This is a genomic window from Bacterioplanoides sp. (assembly GCF_965219715.1).
Classification (GTDB): Bacteria; Pseudomonadota; Gammaproteobacteria; order Pseudomonadales; family Oceanobacteraceae; genus Bacterioplanoides.
This window is the reverse complement of sequence record NZ_OZ244785.1, coordinates 2,393,573-2,407,591: the sequence shown is the minus strand read 5'-3', so window position 1 is coordinate 2,407,591 and position 14,019 is coordinate 2,393,573. Positions and strand designations below refer to the sequence as shown.

Genomic DNA, 14,019 nt, shown 5'->3' with positions numbered 1-14,019 from the left:
TCATGGCTGCGAGTAAAGTATGTGCCGTTATCGATTATGGCATGGGCAATCTGCACTCCGCTCATGGTGCGTTACAAAAAGTTGCGCCTGAAACTCAGGTGTTGGTGACCTCTAAGCCGGAAGAAATTCTGGCGGCAGACCATGTTGTATTACCGGGTGTTGGTGCAATCCGTGACTGCGTTGGTGAAATTAAAGCCCAGGGTATCGATCAGATTGTCGCTGAGGTGATGAAAAGCAAACCGCTGTTAGGAATCTGTGTTGGCCTGCAGGCGATGATGACTCACTCCGAAGAAAACGGCGGTGTTGATTGCCTGAATCTGTTTGAAGGTGAAGTGAAATACTTCGGTGATGACCTGACTGAAAACGGTGAGCGTCTGAAAGTCCCTCATATGGGCTGGAATCAGGTTGAAACGCTGGACCACCCACTGTGGACTGATATTGCTGACGGCAGCCGTTTTTATTTTGTGCATTCTTATTACGTGGATGCCAAAAATAAAGATCAGGTTAAAGGCCGTGGTTTTTATGGTAAGCCGTTTGATGCGGCACTTGGTCAGGATAATGTGTTTGCTGTGCAATTCCACCCGGAAAAAAGCCATAAAAATGGTTTGCAGTTATTAAAGAATTTCCTGAACTGGGACGGTCAGGCGTAATTATCAATCTGCTGTAATACATCATTTACGCAACACGCGGTTAACACGTCCCTGTACGCTCGGCTGCTGCGTCCTGCAGCAGACGGTTGCTTAAAATGATCTACAACAGCAGATAGCGAAAGCGATGAAGTCAACACAGACGACAGATAACAGGATGTTATCTACGAGCCTACAGGGATGTATTTACGGCGCTCTGGGTGACTTTATCGATTTTGGTATTTGCATGCTGGAATTAAAAAGATGGCACTAGCTAAACGTATTATTCCATGTCTGGATGTTGATCAGGGGCGCGTTGTCAAAGGCGTTAACTTTGTTGGCATTCGTGATGCCGGTGATCCGGTTGAAGTCGCCAAACGTTACGACGAACAAGGCGCTGACGAAATTACCTTTTTAGATATTACCGCGACCCATGAAGATCGTGGCACGACAGTGCAGATGGTTGAAGCCATTGCTGAGCACGTATTTATTCCACTGACGGTTGGTGGTGGCATTCGCGAAGTCGACGATATTCGTCGTATGTTAAATGCTGGCGCCGATAAAGTGTCGATCAACTCGGCTGCGGTTTATAACCCTGAGTTTGTTCGCGAAGCATCGGAAAAATTCGGTGCTCAGTGCATTGTTGTTGCGATTGATGCTAAACGTGTTGCCGGTTCTGGCGAGCTGGGTGACCCGGAAAATAGATGGGAAATCTTTACCCATGGTGGCCGTAAACCAACTGGCATCGATGCAGTTGAGTGGGCGATTAAAATGGCTGATTACGGCGCTGGTGAAATCCTGTTAACCAGCATGGATCGTGACGGCGTAAAAACCGGTTTTGATCTGGGTGTAACCCGTGCCATCAGCGATGCAGTGAATATCCCGGTAATTGCTTCCGGTGGTGTTGGTAATTTAGAACACCTGGCTGAAGGCGTTACCCTGGGGCATGCTGATGCGGTATTGGCAGCGAGTATTTTCCACTTTGGCGAATATACCGTGCAGGAAGCCAAACAGCATATGGCAGATGCCGGAATTGAGATGCGTCTCGATTGAGAATGTTACAGTATAAAAAAGGCCCCGTTTGTACGGGGCTTTTTTGTATCTGCTGATGGCAAGTATCTTCTGGCCCCTGAATATATGTAATTTTCGGCCAGCTATTCAGCCGTAAAATTCGGCTGCAATACCGCTAATCATGGAAAATCACGACAGCAAAATGAACAGTGATTGCTTTGCCGGAATTTAACCGGCTGATGCAGTGAATTCGTCTTGCTTTTCCCTGTCGTTGCTGTGTAATTGCTCTATTGATTTGTTGGATAGGGATTATGGATAACTTGGCGTCCGGCTGTTTAATAACCTCTTTGGTTTTGTTAGGGACAATTTCCGTTCAGGCATCTGAATTGGGCTTTGATGAATTTGAGCCTGATGTTCCTCAGGTGCTGACCCCCGTGCGTTTGCAGCAGCCTCAGGTTGAAGTGCCGGCCAGTGTCACCGTGATTACTGCTGAGCAAATTCGTCTTTGGGGAATGAAAGACATTGCTGCTGTGCTGCGTATGGTGCCTGGCATGTTTGTATCGAAAAGCCTGGATACCAATTCTTCGAACGTTGTTTATCACTCCGGGGCTTCCTCTCTTGCCCGTCGCTTAGAAGTTCTGGTCGACGGTCGCTCGGTTTATCAGGCTGCATTTGCCACCGTTGATTGGCAACAACTTAATATCGCTTTGGAAGATATTGAGCGTATCGAAATCACCCGTGGACCCAGTGCGGCCAGCTACGGATTAAATGCATTTCAGGGGGTAATTCATATTATTACCCGTCACCCCGCTGATAGCCCTGATGTGGCTGTGGTTGCAGCATACGGCAGTCAGCAACGGCGTCATGGGTATGCGTCGGTGGCATTTAATGGTCGACCGCAATGGCATAATCGGGTGTCGGTGTTTGCCGATCGTGAAGGGGAATTTGGTGGATTTCATGCTAACTCTGGCAGAGTTGGCGGCTTACCGGACTTAAGTCAGGTAAAAGGCATTAACTGGTCATCGTCATTGGATGTTGATGATCGCCATGAATTTTCCTGGCAATTAAGTCGGCAGCAAACGCAGCGTGAATCATTAGCCGACTCTAATTATCAGGTCACGTCGCCACGTATTGTTAATACCAATGATGTTGCCTGGGGGCGCTGGGATTTTAATGCATCTGCAGAACATCAGGTGCGTTTACAGGCCTATTGGCAGAGTGATGACCGTGAAGAAAGTTTTCGCGCATGTACGCCAACATTTGGTTTTGATCCTCAGCTGAGTCTATTACATCGCGAAAATCGCGGTCTGGCTGAAGGGCTGGCCTATGGCATTTTACCTTTATCAGATGACCAGGTACCTGCAGCGCGAAAACAGCAGATTACACAGATATATCAGCTGCTTGCTGCGGGCCAGCTGACCCCTGTTACGCTGCAAAGTGCGATAGAAACGGCTGGTGGCAATAAGATTGATGCCATTACTCAGAGTCAGTTTGATCGTGCGCAACAAATGGTTGCGCGGATGGTGGCGGGTAATGCATTAACGGAAGTCAGTTGTGGCACTGGCGATCTGGATATTTATCAACAGCGTACCGATATCGAACTTCAGGACACTGTGCGCTGGAGCGAAAACTGGCGTTCGGTGCAGGGTGTCAGTTACCGTCGCGATGAAGTTAATTCAGAAACCTATTTTGGTCGTCGTCTCAGCTCTGAACAGTGGATGGCATTTATTAACAGTGAATATCGCAGTGGGCCTGACTGGTTGTGGTCGGCATCGTTGCAATACACCCATGATAAAGACAATGGTTCGTCTTATTCGCCCCGACTGGCTCTGAATTATTTATTGTCGACCGAGCAGAGTGTGCGGTTGCAGTATGCTAAAAGCCATCGTTCTCCGGACCTGGCTGAACGTTATCTGGATGCTACGTCAGCCGTGCATGATATTTCCCAACCCAATTATCTGAATATTCGTAATGGGCGGCTATTTTTGCGAGCCAGTGCCGATGGCTGGCGCGATACTCTGAAGAATGAAGAAGTGGATGCCTGGGAGTTTGGCTATTTCGCCAGTCTCAGTCGTTATCGTTTGCAGTGGGATATTAAAATCTTTCGTGAGCAGCTGAAACGTTTAATTGGCAGCCAGGCATCGCTGGCAAATACCGATTTACGTAACGCCGGCAATATGGAAAACCAGGGTGTTGAAGCTCAGTTGCAATGGCAGCCAGTTAACGGCCATTCGCTGTGGCTGACATTATTAAACCAGCGACGTAAGGCGGATAATCTCAAAGAGTTGTATATCGGTGCCGATCAAAGTGTACGGTTTATCTGGAGCCGCAGTGGCGATGTAATAGAGTCCAGTTTTGGTTTTATGGTGGATGAGGATTCTGGCGCAAGAAAAGACCCTCGTTTCCGGCTACGCAATCAGGTTTTATTGGCGCGCCTGGGGTGGAAAACGGCCTGGGGCGATTGGTCGGTTACCTCTGAATATGACTTGTTGTCAGAGAATCTGAGAACTGAGCGTGATCCGAAATGGCTGGTCTGGGGTGAATATCGCTTAAGCTGGTAAGAGGCATTCGCGGGCAGTGATAAATAAAAAAAGCCGCGTGTTGTATTTCACAACACGCGGCTTTTTTATTGGCTGAAAATCAGTGAATCGATTAGTACAGAACGCGGGCGCGGATAGTACCTTCAACCGTTTTGATTTTTTCCAGTGCCAGTTCGGAAGCGTCTGCAGCAACATCAATTACCACGTAGCCAACTTCTTCAACGGTCTGCAGGTACTGACCTGAGATGTTGATGTTGTTTTCAGCGAAAATGCTGTTGATGGCATTCATTACGCCAGGCACGTTGTTGTGGATGTGCAGGATACGGTGAACGTCCGGGTTAGATGGCAGAGCCACTTCAGGGAAGTTCACAGAAGAAGTTGTGGTGCCGTTATCGCTGTATTGAGCCAGCTTCTCACCCACTTCTTTACCGATGTTTTCCTGAGCTTCCATGGTGGAACCACCAACATGCGGAGTCAGGATAACGTTATCGAATTCACGCAGTGGCGTAACGAACTCTTCGTCGTTAGAGCGAGGCTCAACCGGGAATACGTCGATGGCAGCGCCCAGTAGTTTTTTGCTGCGAACAGCTTCGGCCAGCGCATCGATATCAACTACGGTACCGCGTGAAGCGTTCAGCAGGATAGAACCTTGCTTCATTTGTTCGAACTGTTCCGGGCCCATCATCCACTTAGTCGCAGCGGTTTCCGGTACGTGCAGGGAAACCACGTCAGCGATGTTCAGCAGCTCGTTCAGAGAACCAACCTGAGTGGCGTTACCAATCGGCAGCTTGGTCACTACGTCGTAGAAGTAGACTTCCATCCCCAGGCTTTCTGCCATTACCGACAGCTGAGTACCAATGCTGCCGTAACCGACGATACCCAGTTTTTTGCCACGGATTTCGTAAGAGTTAACCGCAGACTTGCTCCAGCCACCGCGGTGACATTCGGCGTTCTTCGCCGGTACACCACGCATCAGCATAATGATTTCAGCAATAGACAGTTCAGCAACAGAACGAGTGTTGGAATACGGTGCGTTAAATACTGCGATACCACGCTTGGTCGCAGCTTTCAGGTCAACCTGGTTGGTGCCAATGCAGAAACAGCCAACCGCAATCAGCTTCTCAGCAGCCGCGAAGATTTCTTCGGTCAGCTGGGTGCGGGAACGAATACCGATGAAGTGGGCGTCTTTGATGCGCTCTTTCAGTTCATCGTCCGGCAGCGAGGTTTTCAGGTACTCGATATTGGTGTAACCGGCGGCGTTCAGAGTATCTAACGCGGACTGGTGAACACCTTCTAACAAGAGAAGCTTGATCTTGCTTTTGTCGAGAGACGTTTGAGTCATGGTGGTACCTATTTACAGTCAGTGATAAACGAATTCAGTCGTTTGCCTGGTGTGGAAATTCGGGTAACGACGTCACACCAGCGGCCGGAAGCAGTTAGTGAAAGTTGTCTAACTGGTCAGCTCTGCTTCGGGCTTCAGAGTTGAAATCACTCTGAAAAATAAGGCGCGTATGCTAGCATACGCTGCTCATAAAGTGAGCCTCAAAGTCGTTGTTGTCGGCGAAATAGTCGCGAAGATTCTTCAATTTGAGGTGAATTTGATTCATTTAGCTGGACGAAATCATGACCACTCTGACCCAGGAAGCCCTGATAGAACAATTATCTGCCATCGTTGGTGATGACAAAGTGCGCACCGACGCCGATTCGCTGGAAACCTTTGGTAAGGACTGGACCAAGATTTATCCGCCAAAACCAACCGCGATTGTGTTCCCGAAAACCACGGAGCAGGTGCAGCAGGTAGTTAAGCTGGCCAATGAACATCAGCTGGCGCTGGTGCCGTCTGGTGGTCGTACCGGTTTAAGTGCCGGTGCTGTGGCAGCGAATGGTGAGATCGTAGTGGCTTTCGACTATATGAATCAGATCAGTGATTTTAATGCCACCGACCGTACGGTTAAGTGTGGCGCTGGAGTGATCACCGAACAGCTGCAGACCTTCGCTGGAGACAATGACCTGTTTTACCCGGTGGACTTTGCATCAGCAGGTTCCAGCCAGATTGGCGGTAATATCTCCACCAATGCGGGTGGCATCAAGGTGATCAAGTGGGGCATGACCCGTGATTGGGTCGCTGGCCTGACGGTCGTTACCGGTAAAGGCGACGTCCTTGAGCTGAACAAAGACCTGATGAAGAACAACACTGGCTATGATATGCGTCAGCTGTTTATTGGTGGTGAAGGTACTTTGGGTTTTGTGACCGAAGCGACGATGCGTCTGACCCGTCAGCCAAAGAATCTGACCGTATTGGTGCTGGGTATTCCTGAGCTGGATAACGTGATGAACGTGTTAAGCCAGTTCCAGTCGAGTATGGATCTGACGGCGTTTGAATTCTTCTCCGATAAAGCCATGCAGAAGGTTCTGGCGCGTGGTGATGTTCCTGCTCCGTTTGAGACCAGCACCGACTTCTATGCTCTGATCGAATTCGAATCTCTGACGGATGCCGATATGGATCAGGCGATGACCATGTTTGAGCAGTGTGTTGAGCAGGGTTGGGTAGTTGATGGCGTGATTAGTCAGTCGGAGACCCAGGCAGCAAACCTGTGGCGCCTGCGAGAAGATATTTCAGAAACCATTTCTGAATGGACACCGTACAAAAACGATATTTCGGTTGTGGTTTCTAAAGTGCCACCATTCCTGCGTGATATCGACGAAGTGGTTACCCGCGAATACCCGGACTTTGAGATTATCTGGTTCGGTCATATCGGCGACGGCAATCTGCATCTGAATATTCTGAAGCCGGAAGGTCTGGCAAAAGAAGAGTTCTTCGAAAAATGCGCCAAGGTATCGACATGGGTATTTGAAATTGTCGAAAAATACCAAGGTTCGGTATCCGCTGAACACGGTGTTGGCATGACCAAAAAGCCATATCTGGAATACACCCGCTCTGCCGCTGAGATGGCTTATATGAAAGCGGTTAAGCTGGCATTTGATCCAAATAATGTGATGAATCCAGGTAAGTTACTGGATGTATAACAAGTAACGTAATGTAAGGCCATTAATGAGAATTAGTGGCCTTTTTTATGTCCTAAAATAAATAAAAATAAAGAAACGGATGTCATAAAAATCAGGAAACCTTTTCTCAATGACAATCACAAAATTATTGCAGGTTCTCGCAAAACACGGTGGTTCGGATTTATACCTGAGCACCGGCGCCGCTCCCAGTGCTAAGTTTCAGGGTACTCTTAAGCCTTTGACCAAAGATGCGTTGAAGCCGGGTCAGGTTGAAAACATGGTGTACGAAGTACTCGATGCCGAGCAAAAGCACGAGTTCGAAGAAGAGCACGAATTAAACTTGGCAATCAGTATTCCCGGCGGTCGTTTCCGTTTGAATATCTTCCGTCAACGTCATGAAGTCTCTGTGGTGGCTCGTAATATCGTCGCTGAGATCCCTAAGTTTGAAGATCTTGGTCTGCCTGAGATTCTGAAAAAGGTGATCATGGCCAAGCGTGGCCTGATTCTGTTTGTTGGTGGTACCGGTTCTGGTAAATCGACGTCGCTGGCGTCGCTGATTGATTACCGTAACAGCAACTCTGCGGGTCATATCATCACGATTGAAGACCCGGTTGAGTACGTTCACCCGCACAAAAAGTCGATTGTGAATCAGCGCGAAGTCGGCACGGATACCAAATCCTTCCATGCGGCATTGAAGAACACCCTGCGTCAGGCCCCGGATGTGATTCTGATTGGTGAAATTCGCGATCGTGAAACCATGGAGCATGCGCTGGCGTTTGCTGAAACCGGCCATTTGGCGATTTCCACGCTACATGCGAACAGTGCTAACCAGGCGCTGGACCGCATCATGAACTTCTTCCCGGAAGAGCGTCGTCCGCAATTACGTCAGGATCTGGGTCTGAATTTACAGGCGATTGTGTCTCAACGGCTGGTACCAACCATCGATAATAAACGAGTGGCTGCGGTTGAAGTGCTGTTGGGCAATAAAACCATTGCTGAGATGATTCTGAAAGGCGATACCGCGGGTATCAAAGAAATTATGGCCAAGTCAGAGAATCTGGGGATGCAGACATTTGATGCGGCTTTATTTAAGTTACAACAGGCCGATCGGATTTCGATGGAAGAAGCGTTACGTAATGCCGACTCCGAGAACAATCTGCGTCTGCGCATTAAGCTGGATGGTGAGAGTAAGCCGGCTAACAGTGCCGGAGGCATGGTGCTGGAGCTGGAAAACGACGCAGAGGAGGAAGAGGAAGAGTTACCGGAGTAACACTTCCTCGGTATTAATCAGAGTTGAGCCCTAACCGGATCAGAACATCTGCTCCGGTGTGATTTCTTCATCGTCTTCTGCGCCAAACTCATCGATTTCCGGAGCCGCTTTTACCGGTTGCTTCGGCACATTCTCTTCACGGAAATATTCAAATAAGGTGTTGTTTTGTCCCGGTGCGGCTAACAGGCCTGTCTCGGCATCAATACGCACGCTGACCACACCTTCCGGCTGATTAAATGGCCGCTCAGGCACTCCTTTTAATGCGGTCTTCATATAATCAACCCAGATTGGCAGGGCGGTATTGCTGCCATAGGCCCAACGGCCCATTGTTTTAGGCTGATCGAAGCCAACCCAAACGGTGGTTACCAGATCGCGACTGAAACCTGAGAACCAGGCATCCTTCTGGTCGTTGGTGGTGCCGGTTTTCCCTGCCAGATCATTGCGTTTTAACGCCAGTGCGCGCTTACCGGTACCGCGACGTACCACATCCTGAAGCATGCTGACCATCAGGTAATGGGTTCTTGCGTCCATCACCTCCGGAGCAAGGTTTTCTGGCTGCTCATCTTGTGTCGTATCGTCGCCAAGGTTTAGTCCGAGAGATGCCTGCAGCTGGCGTTCAAGTTCAGACTCTTCAGAGAGCTGCTGGCTGGCTTCTTTAGCTTCGGCATCCAGACATTCCCGGCAAGCAATGACGGGGTCGGCTTCAAATAAAGTATTGCCGTTATCATCTTCAATCCGGCTGATCAGGTAAGGTTTGACTGCAAAGCCGCCGTTAGCAAGCGCCGCGTAGCCGGTTGCCAGCTCCAGAGGTGTCACCGCGGATGCTCCCAAAGCAAGCGATAAATCCTGATTCAGTTTGTTTTTCGGGAAGCCAAACGGGGCAATGTATCTGACTGCCTTACGGGGACCAACCTGTTTCAGAATCCGAATCGATACCAGGTTCTGGGATTTATACAGTGCTTCGCGCAATCGCGTTGGACCGTAGAATTTGCCACTGTGGTTCTGTGGGCGCCAGGTGTTTTCCAGACTGGCATCTTCAAAGACAACGGGAGCATCATTAATGATGCTGGCCGGAGTAAAACCATAATTCAGTGCCGAGCTGTAAACGAATGGTTTAAATGCTGAGCCTGGTTGACGGTCTGCCTGAATTGCGCGGTTAAATTCGTTGCTGCCCGCTGAGAAGCCGCCGACTAATGCCTGAATGGCGCCGTCTTTCGGACGCAGGGAGACCAGAGAACCCTCTACTTTCGGTTGCTGTGCCAGTTTCAAACCAGAACGGCTGCGCTCGACCCAGATCTCCTGGCCTCGTTGTAGCACCTCTTTGGCAGACTTAAGTGGGTTGCCTATGGTGTTAACATCTTTATAGGCTTTGGCCCATTCTAATCCTGAGAATGGCAGACGTTGCTCGCCATCTTCGGTGAGTACCCAAGCGTCACTATTGGTGACTTCAGTGACAATAGCAGGAGCAATAATGCCGTTGCTGCTGCGTTTCTTCAGCTGGTTTTGCCATTGTTCCAGTGTTTCCGGCCAATCAATATCAAAAGAGTTATCGGCTTGTTGCATCCATTCAAAGATAACCAGCTCTTCGTTTTTGAGCTGAAGCATTTGTGGTGTGTGTAATTTGACTGCTTCCGGCAGTTGACGCCAGCCATGATCGCGATCGTATTTCAGTACGCCACGTTGCAATGCGTCGTTTGCTGCCTGCTGACGGGTTGCATTGATGGTTGTGGTAACCCGGTAACCGGCGGTGTAAGCGCTGGAGCCGTATTGTTTTACCATCTCCAGACGAACCATTTCCGCAACATAAGGAGCGCTGATTTCTGATGTCGGGCCGTGGTAGCTGGCGGTAATGGGTTCGCGCGCCGCAGAGGTGAATTGTTCCTGGGTAATTTTTTCCAGTGTTCTCATGCGGGCAAGCACGTAGTTGCGGCGATCACGGGCACGTCTTGGGTTGTTGATCGGGTTAGCGGCCGACGGCGCCTGAGGGAGACCAGCAATCATCGCCAGTTGCGGTAAGTTCAGCTCATTGATGGATTTGCCGTAATACACTTGCGCGGCTGCTTCGATTCCATAAGCACGCTTACCAAGGTAAATCTTATTGATATACAGCTCTAAAATTTCTTCTTTGCTTAGTGCTTGTTCGATTTTCAGGGCGAGCAGGATTTCAGTGAATTTACGGGTGAAGGTCTTTTCACTGCTGAGATAGTAATTTTTGGCAACCTGCATGGTGATGGTCGAGCCGCCGGACTTCTTCCGGCCAGTCTTGATCAGTTCAACCACTGCCCGTGCCAGGCCTTTGAAGTCGACACCAATATGCTGGAAGTAAGCGTCGTCTTCTGACGCCAGTAAGGCATCAATAAACTGTTGTGGTACTTCATCATAGGCAATAGGTGCCCGGCGTTTTTCGCCAAATTCGCTGATCAATAAGCCATCTTCCGAATAAACCCGCAGTGGCGTCTGCAGGTCAATATCTTTTAACTGGTCAGCGTTGGGCAGGGTCGGAGCCAGGTAGAGATAGACGCCTAAAATGACGATGCCCGAACCAGATATGCCGGACAAAATAAGCCAAAATAAAAATTTTAGTGCAGGGTGTGACGTACGCATAGAAATTGAAAGCCAAATCCGTGAAAAAGCCAGCTATTATGCGGGCTGGAGCATTATAAGGGTTTTTTGTCCTTTTAATAGGATTGTGCTTATAATGACTCCAACTCTATAGGATCTGAGTGAGCTTGCGTCTGCAAGTTCGCGAAATTGCGGGGATTTTGTCGTGCTGGCTAGCCTGTTTAATAAGAAAAGCAAGGCTTTGATCGGGGTGGATATCAGTTCCACTTCAGTCAAAGTACTGGAGCTTAGTCGCAATAACGACCGATATCAGGTCGAAGCCTATGCGACTGAGCCATTACCTCCTAATGCCATTGTCGAACAGGCAATTAACAATGATGAAGCGGTTGGCGAAGCGATTCGTAAAGCGCTGGGGCGCTCTCGTTCATCAGCAAAACGTGCCGCGATTGCGGTTGCGGGTTCTGCAGTAATCACCAAAACCGTTCAGATGAGCGGCAAACTCAATGACGATGAAATGGATATGCAGATTCGTGCTGAGGCTGATCAGTATATTCCTTACCCGCTTGAAGAGGTTGCTCTGGATTGGGAAGTTCAGGGTGAATCTGAGCAGGGCGTTGATCTGGTTGATGTTATGTTGGCTGCCTGTCGTTCTGAAACCGTTGAACGTCGTAAAGATGCGGTTGAATACGCAAATCTGGAAGCAGGCGTTGTTGACGTTGAAGCATTCTGTACCGAGCGAGCGTTCGAATTGTTAAGTGCACAGCTGGATAGCGATGATGTGGAAACGGTCGCTGTCCTCGATATCGGCGCAACCATGACGACGTTAAGTGTGCTGCATGAAGGAAAATCCATTTATACCCGTGAGCAATTATTTGGTGGGCGCCAGCTAACCGAAGATATTATGCGTCGTTATGGATTGACGGAGGAAGAAGCAACCCGATCTAAACTGGAAGGTGGCTTACCGGATGACTATGAAAGTGAAGTGTTGGAGCCTTTCCGTAAAGCTGTAGTACAACAGGTCAGTCGTTCTCTGCAGTTCTTTTACTCTTCCAGCCAGTTTAATGATGTGGATTATATTGTTCTGGCAGGCGGTACTTCTTCTATCACTCAGCTTGCCGAACATGTCGAAGAGGATCTGGGTATTGCAACTGCCATCGCTAACCCGTTTGTGAATATGACGTTGTCACAAAAGGTGAATGCTAATCTGCTGGCTAATGATGCCCCGGCGCTGATGATTGCGTGTGGTTTGGCAATGAGGAGTTTTGACTGATGGCAAAAATAAATTTACTGCCGTGGCGTGAGGAACTCCGTGAGCAACGTAATCAGGAATTCTATGTTGCGATTGGTATTGTGGTATTTATCGCAGCAGCTCTGACCTATCTGGTTTCCAGTTACTACGACGGTGCGTTGCAGGCACAGACTTATCGCAACAACTTTGTAACTCGCGAGACGCAGGTACTCGATGAGAAAATCGCTGAAATCCGCGAGCTGCAAGACACACGAAAAGAGTTGATTGACCGCATGGAGGTGATTCAGAAACTCCAGGGTAACCGTCCGGTCATCGTCCGTGTATTCGATGATGTCGCTCGTTCAATGCCGGATGATCTATTCCTCACGACACTCAATATTGTTGGTGATCAGGTCACCATTGAAGGTCTTGCCAAATCTAACAACCGGGTTGCTGCCTTGATGCGAAATTTCGACAGCTCAGAATGGTTTGATGAACCTGAACTGAAGCGGGTTAAAGCAACCGATACTGGTGTTAACGAATTTGAAGTAGCGATGAAACGTATCGAGCCGAAGGCTGACGCAGATAAGGAGGCGCCGTAACATGGCAAATCTGAAAGATGTGAATTGGCAGGAGCTGCTGGAAAAAGTTAAAAACTTTGAACCTGATGATCTTAATAATATCGATTGGGAAAATATGGGCTCCTGGCCGCAGGCTGGTAAAGTATTTTTCCTGATTTTATGTTTTATCGGAGTGCTGGTTGGCGGTTATTTTCTGATGATTGACTCGGTGAGAACCTCTTTGGCTCAAGCTGAGCAAAAAGAGCAAACGCTGAAGCAGGATTTTGAGAAGAAAGCATTCCGTGGCGCGAATCTCGAAGAATATAAAGCTCAGATGCTGGAAATGGAGGAAGCGTTTGGCTCCCTGTTGCAGCAATTGCCTCGCGATACCGAAGTTCCCGGGTTAGTTGATGATATCAGTTCTGCAGCGCTGGGTGCTGGTCTGACATTAAGTGCAATCGACCCTGGTAGCATTAATAAGACTGAGTTCTACAACGAGTTACCTATTGATATTGAAGTATCTGGTGGTTACCACGAGATGGGCGGTTTTGTTTCTGCCGTCGCGTCTTTGCCACGTATTGTTACCCTGCATGACTTTAATATCAAAAAAAGCGACAAGCCAGGTGAGTTGGTAATGACCATCCGTGCTAAAACCTATCAGTACAGCGGTGATGAGGAGTGATGAGTATGAGAATTTTACTGATCATGATCACGGCTTTTATGGCGGGTTGCAGCTCAAGCTCTGATACATCGGATCTGAAAGTGTTTGTTGATGATGTGTTGAGTCAACCTCGTGGACGTATTACACCCATTCCGGTGTTTAAGCCTTACGAGGCATTCAATTACAGTGCAGCAGGTTTGCGCTCTCCTTTTGAATTGCCAGTCATTGTCGATACTGAAATAAAAATCGAAACGGCGGATGATGTAACTCCCGATTTCGATCGGCCTAAAGAGCACCTGGAACAATTCAATTTTGGTGAATTGTCGATGGTGGGTACCATGCAGGGTAGTGATGGTGCTCTGTGGGCATTAGTTAAAGACGGCAACAGCAGTGTCGTGCGTATCAGTGAAGGCCAGTTTATGGGCCAGAATCACGGTAAAGTCGTTTCTATTTCTGACACCCGCATCAGTGTCGTTGAGATTGTTCCAAACGGGTTGGGTGGCTGGCTTGAGCGCCCGAGAACATTGGCGCTTGAAGGACTGGGAGAGGGCTGAT

At 48.8% G+C, this 14,019-nt stretch carries 11 protein-coding genes; 9 read left to right on the top strand and 2 right to left on the bottom strand.

Features of this window, described 5'->3' with window-relative positions:
* Positions 1 to 2 precede the first annotated feature (2 nt).
* The 3 genes from hisH (at position 3) to ACOQOZ_RS11370 (ending at position 4,198) form a co-directional block, all read left to right on the top strand.
* Positions 3 to 650, top strand: a complete 648-nt coding sequence (gene hisH, locus ACOQOZ_RS11380) for an imidazole glycerol phosphate synthase subunit HisH (RefSeq protein WP_420588285.1) — start codon at positions 3 to 5, stop codon at positions 648 to 650.
* A 240-nt stretch (positions 651 to 890) separates the two neighbouring features.
* Positions 891 to 1,679 (top strand): imidazole glycerol phosphate synthase subunit HisF, encoded by a 789-nt coding sequence (hisF, locus tag ACOQOZ_RS11375; protein WP_420588284.1) that lies wholly within the window; start codon positions 891 to 893, stop codon positions 1,677 to 1,679.
* 269 nt (positions 1,680 to 1,948) lie between these two features.
* Positions 1,949 to 4,198: a TonB-dependent receptor plug domain-containing protein gene (locus tag ACOQOZ_RS11370; RefSeq protein WP_420588283.1), complete on the top strand. Its 2,250-nt coding sequence runs from the start codon at positions 1,949 to 1,951 to the stop codon at positions 4,196 to 4,198.
* Positions 4,199 to 4,289: 91 nt separating this feature from the next.
* Here ACOQOZ_RS11370 and serA read toward each other — a convergent pair whose 3' ends face one another.
* Positions 4,290 to 5,519 (bottom strand): phosphoglycerate dehydrogenase, encoded by a 1,230-nt coding sequence (serA, locus tag ACOQOZ_RS11365; RefSeq protein WP_420588282.1) that lies wholly within the window; start codon positions 5,517 to 5,519, stop codon positions 4,290 to 4,292.
* 281 nt (positions 5,520 to 5,800) lie between these two features.
* Between serA and ACOQOZ_RS11360 the strand changes: the two genes are divergently transcribed.
* Together ACOQOZ_RS11360 and ACOQOZ_RS11355 are read left to right on the top strand one after the other, a co-directional pair.
* Complete coding sequence (locus ACOQOZ_RS11360) at positions 5,801 to 7,204, top strand: FAD-binding oxidoreductase (protein ID WP_420588281.1); 1,404 nt, start codon at positions 5,801 to 5,803, stop codon at positions 7,202 to 7,204.
* Between the two features lie 109 nt (positions 7,205 to 7,313).
* Positions 7,314 to 8,453, top strand: a complete 1,140-nt coding sequence (locus ACOQOZ_RS11355) for a PilT/PilU family type 4a pilus ATPase (RefSeq protein ID WP_420588280.1) — start codon at positions 7,314 to 7,316, stop codon at positions 8,451 to 8,453.
* A gap of 39 nt (positions 8,454 to 8,492) precedes the next feature.
* Here the strand turns inward: ACOQOZ_RS11355 and ACOQOZ_RS11350 are convergent, their stop codons facing one another.
* Complete coding sequence (locus ACOQOZ_RS11350; protein WP_420592388.1) at positions 8,493 to 11,012, bottom strand: penicillin-binding protein 1A; 2,520 nt, start codon at positions 11,010 to 11,012, stop codon at positions 8,493 to 8,495.
* A gap of 211 nt (positions 11,013 to 11,223) precedes the next feature.
* Here ACOQOZ_RS11350 and ACOQOZ_RS11345 point away from each other — a divergent pair, with 211 nt between their 5' ends.
* The 4 genes from ACOQOZ_RS11345 to ACOQOZ_RS11330 are packed head-to-tail and all read left to right on the top strand — an operon-like array spanning position 11,224 to position 14,018.
* Positions 11,224 to 12,285, top strand: coding sequence for a pilus assembly protein PilM (locus tag ACOQOZ_RS11345; protein ID WP_420592414.1), 1,062 nt, complete (start codon positions 11,224 to 11,226; stop codon positions 12,283 to 12,285).
* The gene (locus ACOQOZ_RS11340; protein ID WP_420592387.1) at positions 12,285 to 12,845 is read left to right on the top strand and encodes a PilN domain-containing protein; all 561 of its coding nucleotides are present in this window, start codon (positions 12,285 to 12,287) and stop codon (positions 12,843 to 12,845) included. Before ACOQOZ_RS11345 ends, ACOQOZ_RS11340 begins: the two co-directional genes overlap by 1 nt.
* Before the next feature lies 1 nt (position 12,846).
* Positions 12,847 to 13,485, top strand: a complete 639-nt coding sequence (locus tag ACOQOZ_RS11335; protein WP_420592386.1) for a type 4a pilus biogenesis protein PilO — start codon at positions 12,847 to 12,849, stop codon at positions 13,483 to 13,485.
* Between the two features lie 5 nt (positions 13,486 to 13,490).
* A complete protein-coding gene (locus ACOQOZ_RS11330) occupies positions 13,491 to 14,018 on the top strand; it encodes a pilus assembly protein PilP (RefSeq protein WP_420592385.1) in 528 nt (175 codons plus the stop codon).
* Position 14,019: the final 1 nt, after the last annotated feature.

Coding starts and splice junctions, on each gene's coding strand:
- hisH (WP_420588285.1), top strand. CDS start 3: ATGGCTGCGAGTAAAGTATGTGCCGTTATCGATTATGGCATGGGCAAT.
- hisF (WP_420588284.1), top strand. CDS start 891: ATGGCACTAGCTAAACGTATTATTCCATGTCTGGATGTTGATCAGGGG.
- ACOQOZ_RS11370 (WP_420588283.1), top strand. CDS start 1,949: ATGGATAACTTGGCGTCCGGCTGTTTAATAACCTCTTTGGTTTTGTTA.
- serA (WP_420588282.1), bottom strand. CDS start 5,519: ATGACTCAAACGTCTCTCGACAAAAGCAAGATCAAGCTTCTCTTGTTA.
- ACOQOZ_RS11360 (WP_420588281.1), top strand. CDS start 5,801: ATGACCACTCTGACCCAGGAAGCCCTGATAGAACAATTATCTGCCATC.
- ACOQOZ_RS11355 (WP_420588280.1), top strand. CDS start 7,314: ATGACAATCACAAAATTATTGCAGGTTCTCGCAAAACACGGTGGTTCG.
- ACOQOZ_RS11340 (WP_420592387.1), top strand. CDS start 12,285: ATGGCAAAAATAAATTTACTGCCGTGGCGTGAGGAACTCCGTGAGCAA.
- ACOQOZ_RS11335 (WP_420592386.1), top strand. CDS start 12,847: ATGGCAAATCTGAAAGATGTGAATTGGCAGGAGCTGCTGGAAAAAGTT.
- ACOQOZ_RS11330 (WP_420592385.1), top strand. CDS start 13,491: ATGAGAATTTTACTGATCATGATCACGGCTTTTATGGCGGGTTGCAGC.